Source organism: Salmonella sp. 32010601201800023SM (assembly GCF_017572235.1).
Lineage (GTDB): Bacteria > Pseudomonadota > Gammaproteobacteria > Enterobacterales > Enterobacteriaceae > Salmonella > Salmonella enterica.
The window spans coordinates 724,649-744,243 of the sequence record NZ_JAGEQS010000001.1; the positions used below are offsets into that span (position 1 = coordinate 724,649).

22 protein-coding genes are annotated in these 19,595 nt (G+C 50.3%); 15 read left to right on the top strand and 7 right to left on the bottom strand.

The window, feature by feature from the left end; genetic code table 11:
- Nucleotide 1: 1 nt before the first annotated feature.
- Entirely contained in the window at nt 2–1,093 is a 1,092-nt protein-coding gene (locus tag J4617_RS03635; RefSeq protein WP_017465707.1) for a linear amide C-N hydrolase, read from the bottom strand.
- Nucleotides 1,094–1,520: 427 nt separating this feature from the next.
- Between J4617_RS03635 and J4617_RS03640 the strand changes: the two genes are divergently transcribed.
- From J4617_RS03640 to hypA, 9 genes are read left to right on the top strand one after another with little or no spacing between them, the layout of a single operon-like run.
- A complete protein-coding gene (locus J4617_RS03640; RefSeq protein WP_001194448.1) occupies nt 1,521–2,624 on the top strand; it encodes a hydrogenase small subunit in 1,104 nt (367 codons plus the stop codon).
- Nucleotides 2,625–2,626: 2 nt separating this feature from the next.
- Nucleotides 2,627–4,429, top strand: a complete 1,803-nt coding sequence (locus J4617_RS03645) for a nickel-dependent hydrogenase large subunit (RefSeq protein WP_017465706.1) — start codon at nt 2,627–2,629, stop codon at nt 4,427–4,429.
- Nucleotides 4,380–5,123 carry a Ni/Fe-hydrogenase, b-type cytochrome subunit gene (gene cybH / locus J4617_RS03650; RefSeq protein WP_000924456.1) on the top strand — a complete coding sequence of 248 codons (744 nt, stop codon included), beginning with the start codon at nt 4,380–4,382 and terminating at the stop codon, nt 5,121–5,123. The genes J4617_RS03645 and cybH overlap by 50 nt, the downstream gene beginning before the upstream one ends.
- A 5-nt stretch (nt 5,124–5,128) precedes the next feature.
- Entirely contained in the window at nt 5,129–5,737 is a 609-nt protein-coding gene (gene hybD / locus J4617_RS03655) for a HyaD/HybD family hydrogenase maturation endopeptidase (protein ID WP_017465705.1), read from the top strand.
- On the top strand, nt 5,737–6,036 hold the full coding sequence (gene hypC / locus J4617_RS03660) for a HypC/HybG/HupF family hydrogenase formation chaperone (protein WP_000334904.1): 300 nt from the start codon (nt 5,737–5,739) through the stop codon (nt 6,034–6,036). The genes hybD and hypC overlap by 1 nt, the downstream gene beginning before the upstream one ends.
- Entirely contained in the window at nt 6,033–6,443 is a 411-nt protein-coding gene (locus J4617_RS03665) for a hydrogenase (protein ID WP_000155986.1), read from the top strand. The genes hypC and J4617_RS03665 overlap by 4 nt, the downstream gene beginning before the upstream one ends.
- A 17-nt stretch (nt 6,444–6,460) precedes the next feature.
- Complete coding sequence (locus J4617_RS03670; RefSeq protein WP_001016746.1) at nt 6,461–7,522, top strand: hydrogenase expression/formation C-terminal domain-containing protein; 1,062 nt, start codon at nt 6,461–6,463, stop codon at nt 7,520–7,522.
- Nucleotides 7,510–8,397 (top strand): ATP/GTP-binding protein, encoded by an 888-nt coding sequence (locus J4617_RS03675; RefSeq protein ID WP_001189401.1) that lies wholly within the window; start codon nt 7,510–7,512, stop codon nt 8,395–8,397. The genes J4617_RS03670 and J4617_RS03675 overlap by 13 nt, the downstream gene beginning before the upstream one ends.
- A 12-nt stretch (nt 8,398–8,409) precedes the next feature.
- Nucleotides 8,410–8,751 carry a hydrogenase maturation nickel metallochaperone HypA gene (gene hypA, locus J4617_RS03680; protein ID WP_000544772.1) on the top strand — a complete coding sequence of 114 codons (342 nt, stop codon included), beginning with the start codon at nt 8,410–8,412 and terminating at the stop codon, nt 8,749–8,751.
- Between the two features lie 140 nt (nt 8,752–8,891).
- Here hypA and ompC read toward each other — a convergent pair whose 3' ends face one another.
- Entirely contained in the window at nt 8,892–10,010 is a 1,119-nt protein-coding gene (gene ompC, locus J4617_RS03685) for a porin OmpC (protein WP_000758335.1), read from the bottom strand.
- A gap of 716 nt (nt 10,011–10,726) precedes the next feature.
- Between ompC and J4617_RS03690 the strand changes: the two genes are divergently transcribed.
- Entirely contained in the window at nt 10,727–11,269 is a 543-nt protein-coding gene (locus tag J4617_RS03690) for a nuclear transport factor 2 family protein (RefSeq protein WP_000513126.1), read from the top strand.
- A 55-nt stretch (nt 11,270–11,324) separates the two neighbouring features.
- On the opposite strand, the gene J4617_RS03695 is transcribed toward J4617_RS03690, so the two are convergent.
- The 4 genes from J4617_RS03695 to sad form a co-directional block, all read right to left on the bottom strand.
- The gene (locus tag J4617_RS03695; RefSeq protein ID WP_001675544.1) at nt 11,325–12,239 is read right to left on the bottom strand and encodes a bestrophin family protein; all 915 of its coding nucleotides are present in this window, start codon (nt 12,237–12,239) and stop codon (nt 11,325–11,327) included.
- Nucleotides 12,240–12,494: 255 nt separating this feature from the next.
- Nucleotides 12,495–12,854: a DUF4186 domain-containing protein gene (locus J4617_RS03700; RefSeq protein ID WP_000992448.1), complete on the bottom strand. Its 360-nt coding sequence runs from the start codon at nt 12,852–12,854 to the stop codon at nt 12,495–12,497.
- Nucleotides 12,854–13,780, bottom strand: coding sequence for a glutaminase B (gene glsB / locus J4617_RS03705; RefSeq protein ID WP_000090081.1), 927 nt, complete (start codon nt 13,778–13,780; stop codon nt 12,854–12,856). The genes J4617_RS03700 and glsB overlap by 1 nt, the downstream gene beginning before the upstream one ends.
- Nucleotides 13,781–13,852: 72 nt before the next feature.
- On the bottom strand, nt 13,853–15,241 hold the full coding sequence (gene sad, locus J4617_RS03710) for a succinate-semialdehyde dehydrogenase (RefSeq protein WP_017465704.1): 1,389 nt from the start codon (nt 15,239–15,241) through the stop codon (nt 13,853–13,855).
- 102 nt (nt 15,242–15,343) lie between these two features.
- Here sad and J4617_RS03715 point away from each other — a divergent pair, with 102 nt between their 5' ends.
- Nucleotides 15,344–16,216, top strand: a complete 873-nt coding sequence (locus tag J4617_RS03715; RefSeq protein WP_000366539.1) for a LysR family transcriptional regulator — start codon at nt 15,344–15,346, stop codon at nt 16,214–16,216.
- Nucleotides 16,217–16,331: 115 nt separating this feature from the next.
- Nucleotides 16,332–17,522, top strand: coding sequence for a sugar transporter (locus tag J4617_RS03720; RefSeq protein WP_000154617.1), 1,191 nt, complete (start codon nt 16,332–16,334; stop codon nt 17,520–17,522).
- A gap of 46 nt (nt 17,523–17,568) precedes the next feature.
- On the opposite strand, the gene J4617_RS03725 is transcribed toward J4617_RS03720, so the two are convergent.
- Complete coding sequence (locus J4617_RS03725; RefSeq protein ID WP_000968968.1) at nt 17,569–18,234, bottom strand: MarC family NAAT transporter; 666 nt, start codon at nt 18,232–18,234, stop codon at nt 17,569–17,571.
- 258 nt (nt 18,235–18,492) lie between these two features.
- Between J4617_RS03725 and marR the strand changes: the two genes are divergently transcribed.
- From marR to marB, 3 genes are read left to right on the top strand one after another with little or no spacing between them, the layout of a single operon-like run.
- Nucleotides 18,493–18,927: a multiple antibiotic resistance transcriptional regulator MarR gene (gene marR, locus J4617_RS03730; protein WP_000843434.1), complete on the top strand. Its 435-nt coding sequence runs from the start codon at nt 18,493–18,495 to the stop codon at nt 18,925–18,927.
- A 19-nt stretch (nt 18,928–18,946) separates the two neighbouring features.
- Nucleotides 18,947–19,330 carry an MDR efflux pump AcrAB transcriptional activator MarA gene (gene marA, locus J4617_RS03735; protein WP_000091194.1) on the top strand — a complete coding sequence of 128 codons (384 nt, stop codon included), beginning with the start codon at nt 18,947–18,949 and terminating at the stop codon, nt 19,328–19,330.
- A 28-nt stretch (nt 19,331–19,358) separates the two neighbouring features.
- A complete protein-coding gene (marB, locus tag J4617_RS03740; RefSeq protein WP_000783049.1) occupies nt 19,359–19,574 on the top strand; it encodes a multiple antibiotic resistance protein MarB in 216 nt (71 codons plus the stop codon).
- Nucleotides 19,575–19,595 lie beyond the last annotated feature (21 nt).

Consider the following 19,595-nt stretch of genomic DNA (forward strand, 5'->3'; position numbering starts at 1 on the left):
TTTATCCTTTGACGTTGATTTTCTCGAACACGGGCGCTGTCGCGTTCTTAAACTGAGAAAGAGACCAGGTTTTATAGTTGATATCATTGTAGCCGCGCACCATCATCTCACCGTGCGTTAAGTCAGACAGCGTTGTCCAGACCGTATATTCTGAGACCGGTTTGCGGGTGGCGTTGCCTTCCCCTTCACTCCCCATATAGTCAACCGTAATATTTTTCGGACGATCGAAACGGCTCATAATATGTGCAAGCGTATTCATTGCATCGTGGGCGGATGTCGCTTGCGGCGCATATGTGGTGTAATAAACGCCGCGTATAAAACGGGAAACCGACGTATCGGACGATGGCAAGTCTGCAATAGCAATCCCGCTATCAGGCTGCATCACTTTTATCCCGCCCAATGTGCCTGAAGAGCGGTCCACATTGGTTAATTGCGTATAATTATTCAGATTTGTCAGATGCCAGGGGAATGCGGGACCATTTGTCATCACGCGAGTGGGATTGTCATAGACATGGAATTTGCCATTTTCCACTTCAACGACAATGCTCCCTCCTTTCTTGTCGTAAAACGCGTAATGAAATGGCGATTTCAGATCGCCAAACCGATGCAGTTCCGGTGACCAGAATTTGCCCTCTTTTATTGCCTGTTTTACCTCGCCGACAGTAGCAAAACGGGCCAGCGCCCATTCTCCCAACGAGGTGACAGGAATTGCCTGTTTATATTCACTCGTGGGCAATGGCGGCAACTGCGCATTCATGATCATGTTTTCACTAAATGACAATCCCGCGCTATTCATGCCTTCAAGTATGTCTCTGCTATCGCCATCAGTAATGGTGGAAGTAATGGCCAGTATCGGATATTTCGCCTGATAGCTTACTCCCTGACTGCCATCCGGCGTTTTTTTATCAAACTGTGTTCCCGCCGGGTAATACGTTAACCATGAGGGTAAATCCTGCATATATTCCAGCGTACGCCCATGAAAAATATCGCCTTGTTTATCCTGAATAGCAAGGGTTGTGCAGGCCTGTGCCGCCAGGGCGTATGAAAACAGCGCCGGAGCGATAAATAACATTGCTTTACTTTTTTTCATCATGCTCTCCTTGTTTGTAAAATGGATTGGATGAATATATTAAATTAAACCTATCAATGGTTATGCAGCACGTAATTAATTGTGATCTTATTTTACAAGCTAATAAATTTAACTGACGGGTTTAAAGGAGAGTTAAACACAGCGAACTAATATGAAACGCGTTATCCGTGTGACCATTTAAAAAAACCCCATCATGTTATAAATAAAAAACACGGTTACTTATCAACATTAAGAGATACCATCACAACGCTATATTTACTCTACAACACCAATAACATTAAATTAATTTATGTTTTTGAGTAATGTGAGTAGCACACATGTAATCGGTTGTTACGAATTAGAAACATAATTGCTACTAAAACACGTTGAGAAAGACAAGAAATGCAACATATGATGCCCACACTAACTATAGTGGTTTGGGATAAACGTTATGCAAACACAAGATACATTTTATCAAGTTATGCGTAGACACGGCGTGACAAGGCGTAGCTTCCTCAAGTTTTGCAGCCTTACCGCAACGTCTTTAGGCCTGAGCAGTTCGATGATTCCTCAGATAGCTTATGCCCTGGAGAATAAACCGCGTACGCCAGTGATATGGCTGCATGGTCTTGAATGTACCTGTTGTACCGAATCTTTCATTCGCTCTGCGCACCCGTTGGCAAAAGATGCCATTTTGTCGCTCATTTCCCTGGATTATGACGACACCATTATGGCCGCCGCAGGGCAACAAGCCGAACAGGCGTTGGCGGATGTGATGCGTGAGTACAAAGGAAATTATATCGTTGCTGTGGAAGGTAACGCGCCGCTGAATGAAGATGGGATGTTTTGCATACTGGCTGGCGAGCCGTTTCTGGAGAAGTTAAAACGCGTCAGCGCGGATGCTAAAGCGATTATCGCCTGGGGGTCCTGCGCATCATGGGGCTGCGTGCAGGCAGCCCGTCCCAACCCAACTAAAGCCACGCCAGTTCACAAATTAATTACCGATAAACCCATTATTAAAGTGCCAGGCTGCCCGCCTATACCTGAAGTGATGTCCGCCGTTATCACCTATATGCTGGCATTTGATCGCATCCCTCCCCTTGATCGTCTTGGACGACCAAAAATGTTTTATGGCCAGCGAATTCATGACAAATGTTACCGACGCGCGCATTTCGATGCCGGTCAGTTTGTGGAAGCGTGGGATGACGAAGGCGCCAGAAAAGGGTATTGCCTGTACAAGATGGGCTGTAAAGGCCCGACCACCTATAACGCCTGTTCAACCGTTCGCTGGAATGATGGTGTTTCTTTTCCTATCCAGTCGGGTCATGGATGCCTCGGATGTTCGGAAGATGGATTCTGGGATTACGGTTCTTTTTACAGCCGGGCAACGGGCATTCCGCAAACCGGCATTGAGGCTACCGCCGATAAAATCGGACTGGGCGTTGCTGGCGTCGCGGGCGCTGCCGCCATCGCTCACGCCACGGTTAGCGCCATAAAGCACGCCCGTAATAAAAATAACACGTCATCAGAAAACGCTCCGGAAGAGAAAAAATAATTATGGCATATCCTTATCAGACTCAGGGTTTTACGCTGGACAATAGCGGACGGCGAATTGTGGTCGATCCGGTTACTCGCATCGAAGGGCATATGCGCTGCGAAGTGAATATCGACAGTAGTAATGTCATTACTAACGCCGTGTCGACCGGCACCATGTGGCGCGGCCTGGAGGTTATCCTGAAAGGTCGCGATCCGCGAGACGCCTGGGCATTCGTTGAACGCATTTGCGGCGTCTGCACCGGTACACACGCTCTGACCTCAATCCGTGCCGTAGAAAATGCGCTGGGAATCGCGATTCCGGACAACGCAAACTGTATCCGTAATATGATGCAGGCTACGCTACACGTTCACGATCACCTGGTGCATTTTTATCATCTGCACGCGCTGGACTGGGTTGATGTGGTTGCGGCCCTGAAAGCCGACCCGCATCAGACCTCCGCCATCGCGCAAAGCCTTTCCGCATGGCCGCTATCCTCGCCGGGATATTTCCGCGATTTGCAAAATCGACTGAAGCGGTTTATCGAGTCCGGTCAACTTGGCCCTTTCCGTAATGGCTACTGGGGACATCCGGCGATGAAACTTCCGCCGGAAGCCAATTTGCTGGCGGTCGCCCACTATCTTGAAGCGCTCGATTTTCAAAAAGAGATCGTAAAAATTCACACCGTTTTCGGTGGTAAAAACCCGCATCCTAACTGGCTGGTGGGCGGCGTTCCTTGCGCCATCAACCTTGACGAAACGGGCGCGGTCGGCGCAGTGAATATGGAACGCCTGAACCTTGTCAGTTCCATCATCCAAAAAGCTCGCCAGTTCTGCGAACAGGTTTATCTTCCGGACGTCTTGCTGATTGCCAGTTATTACAAAGACTGGGCAAAAATCGGCGGCGGGTTATCGAGCATGAACCTGCTGGCTTATGGCGAGTTTCCGGATAACCCTAACGATTATTCCGCCAGTAATCTTCTGCTTCCGCGTGGGGCTATCATTAACGGTCGTTTCGACGAAATTCATCCTGTCGATTTAACCGCCCCCGATGAAATTCAGGAGTTTGTCACTCACTCCTGGTATACCTATGGTAACGGCAATAACGATAAAGGCCTGCATCCGTGGGATGGTCTGACCGAACCGCAACTGGTCATGGGCGAACACTATAAAGGCACAAAAACCTTTATCGAACAGGTGGATGAGTCCGCTAAATATTCATGGATTAAATCGCCGCGCTGGAAGGGACATGCGATGGAGGTAGGTCCGCTGGCGCGTTATCTGATTGGATATCATCAAAATAAACCGGAATTTAAAGAACCTGTGGATCAACTGCTTAGTGTATTAAAGCTGCCTAAAGAAGCGCTCTTTTCTACATTAGGACGTACTGCCGCGCGTGCGCTGGAATCCGTATGGGCAGGCAATACGCTGCAATATTTCTTCGATCGTCTGATGCGTAACCTCAAGTCCGGCGATACGGCGACGGCAAACGTCACGCTCTGGGAACCCGATACCTGGCCTACATCGGCAAAAGGCGTTGGTTTCAGCGAGGCGCCGCGCGGCGCGCTGGGGCACTGGATAAAAATTGAAAATCAGAAAATCGACAGCTATCAGTGTGTGGTACCGACAACCTGGAATGCCGGGCCACGTGACGATAAAGGTCAAATTGGCGCGTACGAAGCGGCGTTAATGGGGACTAAACTCGCCGTTCCCGATCAACCATTGGAGATTTTACGTACTCTGCACAGCTTCGATCCCTGCCTGGCCTGCTCCACCCATGTTATTGATAATCATGGAGGGGAGCTGGTCAGGGTTCAGGTACGATGACGACGATTCGGAGGTCTCAATGCATCTCAAAGAAATAACCAGCCAGGGGTACTATATCTATGAAGCGCCGGTCCGTTTATGGCACTGGATCACGGCGTTATCCATTGTCGTCCTGGCTGTTACAGGATATTTCATTGGCCGCCCCCTGCCATCGATTCAAGGTGAAGCGACCTTTATGTTTTGGATGGGCTGGATACGACTTATCCATTTTACCACGGCGTATATTTTTACTGTCGCGCTGCTGTTTCGTATTTACTGGGCATGTGTCGGCAATGAGTACGCCAGGGAGATGTTTCTGGTTCCGTTCTGGCGCCGCGCCTGGCGCAAAGGCGTTATCAGCGAAATCCGCTGGTATTTTTTCCTCGAAAAAGAGGCCCATCGTTACTATGGACATAATCCGGTAGCGGGACTGGCGGTAATGTTCTATTTCTGGATGTCCGTACTGATGGTGTGTAGCGGCTTTGCGCTCTATGGCGAAGGACTTGGAACAGACAGTTGGGCGTATCAATGGTTTGGCTGGATGATTCGCCTGACTGGCAACGATAGCCTCGCGCTGCATTTCTGGCACCGGCTGGGCATGTGGTTCATTATCGCCTTCGTCATTGCGCATGTTTATACCGCTATCCGTGAAGACATTATGAGCCGACAAAGCGTGATTTCCGTCATGATAAGCGGCTGGCGCTGGTTCAGGTGATAACAATGGCAGAAGTAACAATCTTAGGGCTTGGCAACCTGCTTTGGGCAGATGAAGGGTTCGGCGTCAGAGCGGCGGAAAAGCTGTTTGAACAGTATGCCGATAACGAGAAAGTTGACGTTGTTGATGGCGGTACGCAGGGGCTGGCGCTGCTGCCCTGGCTGCAACAGACCGAAAAATTGTTAATCATGGATGCTATCGATTTTGGTATGGCGCCAGGTTCGCTGGCGATGTTTCGTGATGAACAGGTTCCCGCCTATCTGACGGCGAAAAAACTCAGTTTACATCAGACCAGTTTTTCTGAAGTGCTGGCATTGCTGCAATTAACCGGCGGCCAGTTATCGGAGATTGTGCTGATTGGCGTGCAGCCGGAATGTCTGGATGACTATGGCGGGAGTCTTACGCCGCAGGTAAAGGCGCAACTGATGCCTGCGGTCTGTCTTGCGCAGGAAGTGCTGGCGCAATGGGGTATTACCGCCTCTTCAGCGGCCTTGCCCACTGAAAGGCTTAATCATTACAGCCTGTGTATAGAACGCTACGAAGATGAACGGCCAGATGCGCAAAGCGCTTGCCGGGTCGGCGATATTCGGGTGCTACAGAGAGAGAAATCATAATGTGTATCGGCGTTCCTGTGCAGGTTATTTCACCCGGTCAGTGGTTCGCCAAATGCCGCGACCGACACGGCGAGCTTATCGACGTTGATATTCGGCTTGTGGCTCCCCCCTTAGCAGGCGCATGGCTGCTGACATTTGGCGGCGCAGCACGACGAGAAATGGACGAAGCGGAAGCCGCTGAGGTACTGGCGGCGCTGGACTCGCTGGAACAGGCCATGCTCACGCAAAGCGATCCGCTGACCGGTTTTGCCGATTTATTATCTCGCACGCCTGAATTACCGGAGCATTTAAAAAAATGACTATCTCACCCCAAAATCCTGTTTGTCCACTGGCGGATAAAGGCTTTCTGGTTACCGATGCGCAAACGCTCCCGTCGTTGATTAATGCGCATCCGACTGTGCTGGTTTTGCTGCAAAGCGACCCCAACAAACATCCGGAAGTCGCCGACAGTTGGGTCATTATCCCGGAGATCCTCAAGCAATTTCCGGCGACCTCTTATACCGCGGCATTTGCGGATAGCGAACAGAGTGAACTGATCGCCCGGGAGTATCGCATTCTGAAATATCCGGCGCTGCTTATCTTTCGCCAGCACCGTTTTGTCGGCAGTCTGGCGGGATTATATAGCTGGCAAGAATACTCTCAGCGGGTGGCCGCATTGCTGACCACACCGGGCTATCGTCAGGATATTCCCGTTATCACGCAATAGAATGAAAGGTAACACACGTGAATCATTCCAGAACTATTCCAGTCGTTAATATTGCCGGACCAGGCTCGCAGCCAGAAGAGGAAGACTTTAACTTTCTTCCTATCCCCGCCGGCATTAATCTCCCACTGACGCCGGTTTTACCGGAACAGGCGCTGCCCGCTGAGCTTCGTGTTGCCAGACACATCCTGACTACGCTTATTCGCGATATGGATAACCCGGTGGCAACGCTCCCCTTTCCCCTGAGCTATAAGCTGAATGCCACTGAGCAACAGAATAGCGGTTTGTTGGATCAACTGCTCGGCGAAGGTGAAATCTCCGCCCGGGTACTATTATCCGATGGAAAAGAACAGCGTATTCAGGAGACGGTTTTTACGGGCGTCTGGCGTGTACGTGAATATAACGCTGACCAGCAACGGGTTGCCGATGAAATTATCATTGGCCCGATCCCGGAGAGCATCTGGCAGACGCATCCGCAGCCGCCGATTACGCCAGAATTGCCGCCGCAACCGGCGGGATTGATGAATGGCGCCTTTATCGCGCATGAAATAGCCGAGCGCGTAAAACAGCCGGTAAAAGAGCCGCATATCATTAACTTAACGCTATTGCCAGTAAACGATGCCGATCGCGAGTATCTGGATCATTTTTTAGGCGAAGGGTGTAGCGCTATTTTTTCACGCGGATATGGTAAATGCCGGATTGTAAGCACGCATTTTCCCGGCGTATGGCGGGTCAATTATTTCAATGATATGAACACATTACTGCAAGATATGATTGAGATAGCGGACATTCCTGATATCGCCGTTGCAGGCATCGACGATATCGAAGATGCCTACGCGGGGCTAAAAAATACGTTGGAATGGTTGAAAGAATACCCAGTCACAGAAAATGAGCCAGTGGTGCGCATGGAGTGCAAAGTATGTTGGTGGGTTTACGACCCTGCGCTGGGCGATGATGTATGGCAAATTCCACCCGGCGTGCCCTTCAGCCAGTTACCTGATTACTGGTGCTGTCCGGTTTGCGAAACCAGTAAGTCCGGGTTTATGGTGATCGATGAAGGTAATAGTTCGTGCAAAGATTGACCGTCTATTCTCACCCGCTACGGATTATCTGGCAGGAGGCGCCGATCGGTCGTTTGTTACAGGGCGCAACGCCGGTATACGCAAAAACGCTTATTTCACGTTTGTTTACGTTGTGCGCTCAGGCGCACAGCGCGGCGGCGGCTTTACTGTTGTTTCCTGAAAAGAAGCCAGATATGCAGGCCGCACAACAAGAGCTGGCGCGAGAAACGCTCCGTCGCGCGTTGACAGACTGGCTCCCCCTGTTTAGCCACCGACAGGCAACCGCTGAAGAATGGGCGTTGTTACGTCGCGGAGAGTTATCCCCGCTGGCAAGCACAATCTTTTTTGACGATGATCCTCAGACCTGGCTTGCCGCTGGCGTAAAGGGCTGGGAAGCCTGGTTTTTGCAAGAGCGTTCTGAAACCGCCCGCTGGCTGGCGGCAGTACAGAATATCATTACACCTACACTACCGATGGCATCGTCCCCGGACCATACGTTAATAACCCATGGTCCCCTGGATGTCTCGCCTCTGGCTATCGAATATCCGCTGCTGTCAGCCTGTTGTCTTAGCGGTAAAACGACTGCGCTACGTCTGCTGGCCCGCTGCATTACGCTCGCCCGAAGTTTGAGCGCCCTTCCCACCCTGCGCTGGAATCGTTTTGATGATGGCGAATGGAAAATAGCGGTAGTGGAAACCGCGCGAGGATGGTTAGTTCATCAGGCCAGACTGACGACGTCAGGCAATATTCTTGATTACCGTATTATCTCGCCTACCACACGTCACGCCCAACCTGACGGCGTCATTGCTCGCGAACTGGCCACTATTCCACTCTCATTGTGGTCGCAACAGTTACAGGTAATTGATCCTTGTGTCGCCGTAAATATTGTTGAATGAAGGAGCTGGCCCATGCATGAATTAGCCCTGGCGCAAAATATTATCGAATTGCTGGAGGAACAGGCAGTAAATCACCAGTTCAGCAAGGTAAAGCAAGTCTGGCTGGAGATTGGCGTTATGGCCTGTGTTGAGGTGCCGGCGCTGCATTTTGGCCTGGACGTCGCCGCTCGTCATACCCTTGCTGACAATGCGCGTTTCCACATTACTATCGCACCGGCGCAAGGTTGGTGTCTGTCCTGTAATCAACCCTTCACCTCTCAAACATCCACACTCTGTTGTCCCTTTTGTCATTCAGGCAAAGTGCAGATAGATGACAGTAGCAGAATGCGCATTCGCGAGATCGAAGTCGAATAGTCAACGAATAGGCAATAAAAAAGGACGCCAGAAGCGTCCTGAAATAATAAAAGAATAAATTAACAATAATAAAGGTTAAGCAGTGACCCAGTTTTGGGAAAAGGAGGGTATCCCTAAACTGTCTTAATCAGCAAGTTTTATCAAAACTCGTAGACTAAGCCGAGCGCCACGGTGTTGTCTGTATTAGGATTCGATGGGTTGCCATCTTTTAGCAGATTGATTTTGTAGTCAACATACGCGGACATATTTTTATTGAAGTAGTAATAGGAACCCACATCAATATATTTCACAAGGTCGAACGAACCCAGTCCATCAACATCATTGGCTCTGGATTGCAGGAATGCCAGTGACGGGCGTAAGCCATTATCAAATTGATATTGCCCTACCATTTCCCAGTTATCGGTTTTATGTGCAAAGCCGCCCAATGTATCGCCCATATAGGTCATATCATAAGTACGGGTATAGTTTGCCGCCAGGTAAATATTATTGGCATCATACTTCACGCCGCCAGTCCAGGCTTCAGCGCGGTCGCCATTGTCGTATTTATCTTGCGTCATCTGATCAAGCGTGCGTTTGGAACTGGTATAGGCTGCCCCCAGGCTCACCCCCATGCCCAAATCATATGTCGCTGATGCCCCGAAACCATCGCCATTCTGGTACGCGATACTTTTTCTGGCATTATTACTTAAAGGATCGCCTTCTTTCGACAGGCCGTCATTTTTACCCTGATACTGCAACGCAATATTCAGACCATCAACCAGACCAAAGAAATCATTATTGCGATAAGTCAGAACGCCATTCGCGCGCCCGGTCATAAAATTATCGGAAGCTTCATACGAATCATTACCAAATTCAGGCAGTACGTCAGTCCATGAACCAATGTCGTATAACACGCCATAGTTACGACCATAGTCAACAGACCCCATATCGGCAAATGCCAAACCAGCAAAACCGAGACGCGTCCAGCTTTGCGGGGAACCGCTGGAGTCACCATCTTCAGGACGATTGGCGTTGACCTGATACTCCCACTGTCCAAAACCGGTTAGTTGATCGGTAATTTGAGTCTCGCCTTTAATACCCATACGGATATAAGATTGATCGCCATCCGTACTATGATTACTGGAAAAATAATGCAGGCCGTCGACCTTGCCATACAAATCCAGTTTATTGCCATCCTTGTTATAGATTTCTGCTGCGTTGGCGGCTCCAGCCATCATCACGGCTGCGGCTACCGCAGATAACACCACTACTTTTTTCATTTTATATGCCTTATTTGTCTTATTTTTGGACTTTCCGCAAAACCTGCTCGCGGAACTGTCCAGGACAATATCACTAACAATTACCGTGCGTTAAGTTTCAAAGTGTAATATTAGCTTGCTATGTATTAGTGATGTTAAAATGCAAGTTAAGCATGACTACATCAATGATATGCCCTGTTTTCTGCTGTAATAACAAGGGGGTTACCAGTAGAGAACTGGCTTACGGTCGGGGATGCCAGGGCGAGAATGGCACTTAACACTCGGCTGGCATTCGTTAAGACGGAATCATAATCAAGTCAGTTGAGGCCACAGCCCTTCTTATTTTTGTGTATAATTTGTTACGTTTACATTTATTTTTAAATTAGCGTTATGAAAATATCAGTACTACTGAAATAGCACTTCTTCGCTTCGTGTATTTTTACTATGGTTAATTATCACATAGCGCAAACGGTCATTTGTGTATCACTATTCATAAGATTAACTATTTACCAGTGGTAATAAATACAAAAACAAATCAAGGGACAACAACAATACTGAAACTCTAAATGTTGATATTTTGAGTCATGTCGTTACAAACAAATACGATATTCTTAATTGCACTATTCCCTTTTCGGGGTAATTTTATAGAAGGATGTTTTTTATTGTTCGTGAGCCATGCTCCTTTAGTATAAAAGTGAACGTAACAGGAAAGATAAAGCGTCTCAAAAACAGACCATATGGGTATAACTATTATGCAAAAAACGTCACTATTGTTTTCGGCCGCCGCGATAACGTTAACTCTGATGGTGTCATCGGCATCAGCGGCAACGCCAACCGCCGCACAAAATGAAGCTACGTCGACCGTTAAACAAGAAATTACAGAAGGCATTAACCGTTACCTTTATTCAATAGATAAGGCAGACCCAACGTTAGGCAAGCAGCTCTTTTATGTTTCACCGGAAACCAGTTTTATTCATCCACGCGGTCACGAACGCGGATGGTCGCAGATCGCTGAAAATTTTTATGGCACCACTATGGGTAAAACGTTCAGCAAACGCACGTTAAAACTGGACGCTCCCCCGGCTATTCATGTGTATGGCAATGCCGCCGTTGCAGAGTTCGACTGGCATTTTACCGCGGTACGCCGTGATAATGGGCAGACTCAACACACGACAGGCCGCGAAAGCCAGGTGTGGGCGAAGATACCAAACACAGGATGGCGAATCGTTCATGTCCACTACTCCGGTCCAGCCAAAACCGGCGTTGGAGAAGGCTATTAAGCTTTGCTCTTCAGGTTATGGCGCAGATGAACATTCTGCGCCTGTTAAGACAAACTCAGGTCAGTTGATAGCGCTTATCCGGTATCCGTTTTTCCGGAATATCCCTTTCATCATTCATTTGCAGTAAATCGATTTCTATCGCATTGCATATCGCATCCAGCGGTAAATCATTATTTTCAGTACCGAACGGATCCTCCAACTCTTCTGCTAACGCATCCAGCGCGATAAACGTATAAGAAATAAGCACCGAAATAAACGGTGTCATATAGTGCAGATCAACCACCAGTGCAAATGGCAACATAATGCAGAAAAGATAAACCGTACGATGCAAAATTAACGTATAGGCAAAAGGCACCGGCGTGTTGGCGATGCGCTCACAGCCGGCCAATACTGACGACATATCATTTAAGCGGTTGTTGAGGCTATGAAATAAAATATCGGAAAGCTTTCCGCTGCGGCGGCGAATCGCCAGCCACTCTCCCATCAGCAATAAGATACGGTTAGCGGGGGAATGGGAAGCGACAACTTTCTGTAACGCCTCTTGGTCAAGATAGTTGCCCAGAACTTGCGTTTGAGGCTGTCGACGCAATGTCATACGCAAACAGTGGGCAAAAGCGATTTGTAACCGAACAAAATCCTCGATACCGCGTTCATCAGGTAAGGTTGTTTTCACCTCACGCAGTATTGAGCGTGAAGCGATCATCAACTGCCCCCACAAATGTCGGGCTTCGACGTAACGCGCATAACAGGCATTATTGCGAAACCCCAGAAAAATGGCGATAGCGACGCCCAGTATGCTAAACGGCGCAAGGGTAAACTTAATACCCAGCATTGTGTACCAGGGCAGCATGATAATAACGGCGATAGAAAGAAGAAAGTTAAGGAGCAGTCGTGAAAAGATTTTAGATAACACGGAACCATGCCAGACAAATATCAGGCGAATCCAGTGCTGTTGTGGTCTAACGATCATGATTATCTTCAGCAGGTAAAAAAGCACTGTCATTAAACGTGATCCAGATCAAGGTTGCAAGCTTCTGGTGATACACGGCTCCCCTGCCCTGTAGAACATTTTTTTGCACAGTGCTGACAGGCGTTGAAAAAAAACAACCAAATGTATGTTGTAACTAAAAAGACACTTCAGCACATGAGATATATGACGGTCAACGGCTGCTATCAGTGGTATAGGGTGATTTATCGGGGAAAGCGTCAGCAACGACACACTGCCCTACTGCTGATTCATTTGTATGACCAGCCAGTAATGGATAACGCTGACAATATACTGTTGCTGCGCTTCGCTCAGCGGTTCTCCCTGAGGTATCTGGTGCCACTTCGCCAGGCACCCGCGACAGCAGGTTGCCGTCGCATGTTGCGCGATAAATACCGGATGGCCCCGCATCGGCGTTTGCTTACCATCATTCGCCGGGTGAGCTGGCGCCAGTCGCTGGGCGATAAAATCGGCGGCGTGTTTATCAATCACCTCCGCGCCTTTATCCCAGCAATATTGTCTTTCTTTTATCCCGAGACGAAAACGCGAACGAAATGTCGATCGCGCCAGGCGGGCAAAGAGCGGTTCAAGCGCATTCATCAGTATACCGAACGTCCTAACGTTTGTGTTAATTGCTCAAGCGCGGCGATACCTGCCAGAGAGTTTCCCGCAGGATCCAGCTCCGGACTCCAGACGGCAATCGCCATTTCATGCGGCACTATGGCGACAATACCGCCGCCCACGCCGGATTTAGCGGGCAATCCCACCCGCCAGGCAAACTCTCCGGCATTCTGATACATCCCGCTGGTCGCCATTAGCGCATTAATCTGCCGGGCCTGCATGGGGGTCACTACCGGCTCGTCGAGATGAAACGCCTCGCCCTGATTCGCCAGAAAGACAAACGTCCTCGCCAGTTCCATGCAGCTCATTTTCAACGCACAGTAGTGGAAGTAATTTTGCAACACGGTAGGCACATCATGATGAAAATTACCGAATGATTTCATCAGCCAGGCAATAGCGGCGTTACGGGCGGAATGCTCAAATTCAGAGCGCGCGACCGTAGCGTCATACGTAATATCCGATACGCCGCAAAGCGCGCGCACAACTTCCAGCATCCGCTGACGCGGCGCGCTAAGCCGGCCTTGCAACATGTCGCATACCACCAGCGCGCCCGCATTAATAAATGGATTACGCGGGATGCCTTGTTCCATCTCTAACTGAACCAACGAATTGAACGGCGAGCCGGAAGGATCTTTTCCGACGCGCTGCCAGATCTCCTCTTCCGGATAATGACGCATCGCCACCACCAGACTGAGCACTTTCGAAATAGACTGAATAGAGAAGCGTTCGTGCGCATCGCCCGCCTGATAATGCTGCCCGTCCACGGTACAAATCGCTATCCCCAGCTTTGAACCCTCGACGGACGCTAATGCCGGAATATAGTCAGCGACTTTGCCCTGGCCAATGAGGGGGCGAACGCGCTGTAAAATCGTCTCTAAAATTGCATTATCCATGGCCCTGGCCACAACATGCTCCTTGCTCGCAGGTCTGAAAAGGCCTGCGAGTATAGCAGAGGGCGCCACGCGACGTCAGGGCGATTAGACGCGGTTCTTCCAGACGGTCTGCACATTACAAAATTCGTGTAAACCAAAGTGCGAAAGCTCGCGACCGAAGCCGCTTTTCTTCACCCCGCCGAATGCCACACGCGCATCGCTGGCGCTGTACCCATTAATGAATACCCCACCGCACTCAAGACGCGCCGCCATCTCCGCGGCCAGCGTATCGTCGGCGGTAAAGATCGTCGCCGACAGGCCAAACTCACTGTCATTCGCCAGCGCGAGGGCGTGCGCCGCATCTTTTGCGACGGTAATGGCGGCAACAGGCCCAAAAAGCTCCTGACGAAATGCCGTCATGTCAGGTGTGACATCCGCCAGAACGGTCGCGGCATAATAGTTGCCCTCCCCGGCGATTTTCTCGCCGCCCAACAGTAGCCGTGCGCCTTCGGCGACGGAAGCCTGCACCTGTTGATGGAGTTCATCACGCAGATCAAAGCGCGCCATCGGCCCCAGGTCATTCTCTTCAACCAGAGGATCACCCATCTTTAATGCTGCGGCAGCCGCCACAAAACGGTCGGTAAACGCCTGCGCAATGCCCTCTTCGACAATAAAACGTTTGGCGGCGGCGCAAACTTGTCCGGTGTTTTGATAGCGTCCGGCAACCGCGGCTTTTACCGCCAGTTCGAGATCGGCATCATTGAGTACAATAAACGGATCCGAGCCACCCAGTTCCAGTACGCACTTTTTCAGCGCCGCCCCAGCCTGAGCGCCAATCGCCGCGCCGGCGCGCACGCTACCGGTCACCGTCACCGCCGCGATTCGCGGATCGTTAATCATCTGACTCACGCCCTCATTATTAGCGTTCACCCATCCATAGACGCCAGCGGGAGTACCGGCTTCCGCCAAGATTCGGGCTATCATCTGCGCGCAACCCGTGACATTGGGCGCATGTTTTAACAAGTAGCTATTCCCCGCCAGCAGTATCGGCACTGCCCCGCGTAACACCTGCCATAAAGGAAAATTCCACGGCATTATCGCCAGGATGACGCCCAGCGGACGGTATTCAATCACCGCCTGCTGATTTTCTACCAGCGTAGGCTCAGGATTCAGCATTGCCGGGCCATGTTCCGCATACCAGTCGCATAACACAGCGGATTTCGTCACTTCCGCACGCGCCTGCTTTATAGGCTTACCCATTTCACGCGTAATACATTGCGCCATCTCTTCTGCATGAGCGCGAAGCGCCTGACCAATATCGCGTAATGTTTGCGCCCGTTGCGCTACCGATGTCATTTTCCACTTTTTGAAACCGCTCGCCGCCAGACTCAGCGCATGTTCAATCTCTTGCGCGTTAGCCCAGGGCATTGCCGCCAGCGTCTGGCCGGTCGCAGGATTCACGGATAACGCCTGTGTTGCAGTCATCATGGTCATGTTCTTTCTCTCGTTATCAGGGGAGTTGTACCATCATGACGCCCTTTACCCTTTCTGAAAAATGAATAATATTAACCAGACTATTCACGAATTGAGAAAACCATGGACCTGACGCAACTGGAAATGTTTAACGCTGTCGCTCTGACGGGCAGCATTACGCAGGCGGCGGCAAAAGTACACCGCGTTCCGTCCAACCTGACCACGCGTATCCGTCAGCTTGAAGCCGACCTGGGCGTCTCTCTGTTTATTCGCGAAAACCAGCGACTCAGGCTGTCACCAGCCGGGCATAACTTTTTACGTTACAGCCAGCAGATCCTGGCGCTGGTTGATGAAGCCCGTATGGTGGTTGCCGGAGAGGAACCGCAAGGACTGTTTTCACTCGGCGCGTTAGAAAGTACTGCCGCCGTACGTATCCCCGCGCTGCTGGCGGGTTATAACCAGCGTTACCCTAAAATTCAGTTCGCGTTAACGACCGGTCCTTCCGGCGCCATGCTGGATGGCGTGCTCGAAGGAAAGCTGAACGCCGCCTTTATTGATGGCCCGCTAATGCATCCGGGGCTGGAAGGTATACCGGCTTACCAGGAAGAGATGATGATCGTCGCGCCACACGGCCATTCCGTCGTTTCGCGGGCCAGCGAGGTGAATGGTTATAACATCTATGCTTTTCGCGCCAACTGTTCTTACCGACGGCATTTCGAAAGCTGGTTTCATGCCGATGGCGCGACCCCCGGTACGATTCACGAAATGGAGTCATATCATGGAATGTTGGCGTGCGTAATTGCCGGCGCAGGTATTGCGCTGATGCCAGCAAGTATGCTCAACAGTATGCCAGGACATCATCAGGTGGAAGCCTGGCCGTTGGCGGAGAAGTGGCGCTGGCTTAACACATGGCTAATGTGGCGGCGCGGGGCGATGACGCGTCAGCTTGAGGCCTTTATCGAGTTACTTAACGCCCAACTGGCGAGCGTCGACTGAAGACGAAACGGCCTGCGAAGTAAATGAGAAGCAGGTCACAAAATGATTGTCTTTTCGCCAGTAAACGTTTTAAGATCGCGGCCTCACCTTCTCGCAACTAACCCGAAATATTTTTATGACAATCAATCCAGTTTCCCGCAAGGTCGCGTGGCTACGGGTAGTTACGCTTGCTATTGCCGCTTTTATTTTCAATACCACAGAATTTGTGCCAGTTGGTTTGCTGTCAGACATTGCTGAAAGCTTTCATATGCAAACCGCGCAGGTCGGCATCATGCTAACCATTTACGCCTGGGTAGTTGCCGTCATGTCGCTGCCTTTTATGCTTCTTACCAGTCAAATGGAGCGCCGTAAGCTACTCATTTGTCTGTTTGTTTTGTTTATTGCCAGCCACGTGCTCTCCTTCCTGGCATGGAACTTTACCGTGCTGGTCATTAGCCGTATTGGCATCGCTTTCGCCCACGCTATTTTCTGGTCGATAACCGCCTCTCTGGCGATCCGCCTGGCCCCTGCCGGGAAACGCGCGCAAGCATTAAGTCTGATAGCGACCGGCACCGCGTTGGCCATGGTGCTTGGGCTGCCGATAGGCCGCGTTGTTGGTCAGTATTTTGGCTGGCGCACCACCTTTTTTGCCATCGGCATGGGCGCATTAATTACGCTGCTATGTCTGATTAAGCTTCTACCGAAATTGCCGAGCGAGCATTCCGGCTCACTAAAAAGTTTACCTTTGCTATTCCGGCGCCCGGCGCTAATGAGCCTCTATGTACTAACCGTCGTTGTGGTGACTGCGCATTACACAGCTTATAGCTATATTGAACCGTTCGTTCAGAATGTCGCCGGGCTCAGTGCGAATTTTGCTACCGTCCTGTTACTGATCCTCGGCGGTGCCGGGATCATCGGCAGCCTTGTGTTTGGTAAACTGGGTAATCGTCATGCCTCGTCGCTCGTCAGTATCGCTATTGCCCTGCTGGTTGTCTGTCTGCTTCTGCTGCTGCCTGCGGCGGATAGCGAAGCGCATCTGGCCATACTGAGCATTTTCTGGGGCATCGCGATTATGGTGATAGGGCTCGGTATGCAGGTAAAAGTACTGGCGCTGGCCCCGGACGCGACCGATGTCGCAATGGCGCTATTTTCAGGCATCTTTAATATTGGTATTGGCGCTGGCGCGCTGGTAGGCAATCAGGTGAGTTTGCACTGGTCAATGTCGGCCATCGGCTATATTGGCGCCATACCCGCCTGTGCCGCGCTGGTATGGGCTGTGCTCATATTCCGCAAATGGCCAGTGACGCTGGAAGAACAACCGCATTAAGACATTCGTCTGCCGGGAACAGGTTTCCGGCAGACGACAATGCGCCTTAGTGGTACGTTTTAATAATTTCCAACACGCCGTTGATAATAAATTGCACGCCCATACACACCAGCAGGAATCCCATTAAGCGGGAGATCGCTTCAATCCCCCCTTTACCCACCAGCCGCATAATAGCGCCAGAACTGCGTAAGCATCCCCACAGGATCACCGCCACGGCAAGAAAAATAATCGGCGGCGCGACCATAATGACCCAGTCGGGAAACTCGCCGCCATGACGCACCGTGGAAGCGGAACTGATGATCATTGCGATGGTCCCCGGTCCTGCGGTGCTTGGCATAGCCAGTGGAACAAACGCAATATTCGCCGTCGGTTCGTCTGCCAGCTCCTCCGATTTGCTTTTCGCTTCCGGCGACTCATGCGCCTTCTGCTGCGGGAAAAGCATTCTGAAGCCGATAAACGCCACGATTAACCCCCCGGCGATCCGTAGCCCTGGAATCGAAATACCGAAGGTGTTCATGACTAACTGCCCGGCGTAGTACGCCACCATCATAATAGCGAAGACATAAACCGAAGCCATATAGGACTGCCGGTTGCGTTCCGCACTATTCATATTGCCCGCAAGGCCAAGAAACAGCGCCACGGTGGTTAGCGGATTGGCTAACGGGAGCAGTACGACCAGCCCCAATCCAATCGCTTTAAACAAATCCATCATAATACTATCTCTTACCCATCAGCGTTTCATGAACCGGAAGTATAAAGTGAAATTGCCCAGGCGCGCCATTTCGCCAGTGTGCAAGTTAATATCCTCTACAACCTATAACCTGTAATTATCAATTAGTTACAAGTTATCACAGCACAATACCCCGGACGCCTTTTAGCAAATCGTGGCATCGGCCAATTCATTTAGTTGACTTATACTTGCCTGGGCAATAGTATCTGACGAAATTAATTACTTGCCGGGGCAACCATTTTGAAAAGCACCAGTGATCTGTTCAATGAAATCATTCCGCTGGGTCGCTTGATCTACATGGTAAATCAGAAAAAAGATCGCCTGTTAAATAACTATTTATCCCCGCTGGATATCACCGCAACACAGTTTAAAGTGCTTTGCTCGATACGCTGCGCGGGATGTATTACCCCGGTTGAACTTAAAAAAGTGCTGTCTGTCGATCTCGGCGCATTGACGCGGATGCTCGACCGCCTGCTGTGCAAAGGCTGGATCGAAAGACTGCCGAATCCTAATGACAAACGCGGCGTACTGGTGAAGCTAACGCCGGACGGCGCGGCAATTTGTGAGCAATGTCATCAACGACCAGGGCAAGACCTGCATCAGGAATTAACAAAAAACTTAACGGCGGACGAAGTGGCAACGCTTGAGTATTTGCTCAAGAAAATTCTGCCGTAGACAAAAAAGAGGTATGACGATGTCCAGACGCAACACTGACGCTATTACTATTCATAGCATTTTGGACTGGATCGAGGATAACCTGGAGTCGCCGCTCTCACTGGAAAAAGTGTCTGAGCGTTCAGGATATTCCAAATGGCACCTGCAACGGATGTTTAAAAAAGAGACCGGTCATTCATTAGGTCAATACATCCGCAGCCGTAAGATGACGGAAATCGCGCAAAAATTAAAAGAGAGCAACGAGCCCATTCTCTATCTGGCGGAACGCTATGGCTTTGAGTCACAGCAAACATTGACCCGGACGTTCAAAAACTATTTTGATGTGCCGCCACACAAATACCGGATCACCAATATGCATGGCGAATCACGGTATATGCTGCCGCTGAACCATGGCAACTACTAGTTTGTTTATGCGCCACGCGAAGAGCACCATGAAAATGCTGTTTCCCGCCCTGCCGGGTCTGTTACTTATCGCCTCCGGATATGGCATTGCAGAACAAACTTTGTTACCTGTGGCGCAAAATAGCCGCGATGTGATGCTTCTGCCCTGTGTAGGCGATCCGCCAAATGACCTTCACCCCGTGAGCGTGAACAGCGATAAGTCAGATGAATTAGGCGTGCCCTATTATAACGACCAACACCTTTAACCTCTTTGCCCCGTTTTGCGG

Bases quoted from the DNA above. Each gene is read 5' to 3' on its own strand.
- hypA (WP_000544772.1), top strand. From the start codon at position 8,410: ATGCATGAATTAGCCCTGGCGCAAAATATTATCGAATTGCTGGAGGAA.
- J4617_RS03690 (WP_000513126.1), top strand. From the start codon at position 10,727: ATGGGTATAACTATTATGCAAAAAACGTCACTATTGTTTTCGGCCGCC.
- hypC (WP_000334904.1), top strand. From the start codon at position 5,737: ATGTGTATCGGCGTTCCTGTGCAGGTTATTTCACCCGGTCAGTGGTTC.
- J4617_RS03700 (WP_000992448.1), bottom strand. From the start codon at position 12,854: ATGAATGCGCTTGAACCGCTCTTTGCCCGCCTGGCGCGATCGACATTT.
- J4617_RS03645 (WP_017465706.1), top strand. From the start codon at position 2,627: ATGGCATATCCTTATCAGACTCAGGGTTTTACGCTGGACAATAGCGGA.
- hybD (WP_017465705.1), top strand. From the start codon at position 5,129: ATGGCAGAAGTAACAATCTTAGGGCTTGGCAACCTGCTTTGGGCAGAT.
- marB (WP_000783049.1), top strand. From the start codon at position 19,359: ATGAAAATGCTGTTTCCCGCCCTGCCGGGTCTGTTACTTATCGCCTCC.
- J4617_RS03665 (WP_000155986.1), top strand. From the start codon at position 6,033: ATGACTATCTCACCCCAAAATCCTGTTTGTCCACTGGCGGATAAAGGC.
- J4617_RS03720 (WP_000154617.1), top strand. From the start codon at position 16,332: ATGACAATCAATCCAGTTTCCCGCAAGGTCGCGTGGCTACGGGTAGTT.
- marA (WP_000091194.1), top strand. From the start codon at position 18,947: ATGTCCAGACGCAACACTGACGCTATTACTATTCATAGCATTTTGGAC.
- J4617_RS03695 (WP_001675544.1), bottom strand. From the start codon at position 12,239: ATGATCGTTAGACCACAACAGCACTGGATTCGCCTGATATTTGTCTGG.
- J4617_RS03725 (WP_000968968.1), bottom strand. From the start codon at position 18,234: ATGATGGATTTGTTTAAAGCGATTGGATTGGGGCTGGTCGTACTGCTC.
- sad (WP_017465704.1), bottom strand. From the start codon at position 15,241: ATGACCATGATGACTGCAACACAGGCGTTATCCGTGAATCCTGCGACC.
- J4617_RS03635 (WP_017465707.1), bottom strand. From the start codon at position 1,093: ATGATGAAAAAAAGTAAAGCAATGTTATTTATCGCTCCGGCGCTGTTT.
- cybH (WP_000924456.1), top strand. From the start codon at position 4,380: ATGTTATTGATAATCATGGAGGGGAGCTGGTCAGGGTTCAGGTACGAT.
- J4617_RS03715 (WP_000366539.1), top strand. From the start codon at position 15,344: ATGGACCTGACGCAACTGGAAATGTTTAACGCTGTCGCTCTGACGGGC.
- ompC (WP_000758335.1), bottom strand. From the start codon at position 10,010: ATGAAAAAAGTAGTGGTGTTATCTGCGGTAGCCGCAGCCGTGATGATG.
- J4617_RS03640 (WP_001194448.1), top strand. From the start codon at position 1,521: ATGCAAACACAAGATACATTTTATCAAGTTATGCGTAGACACGGCGTG.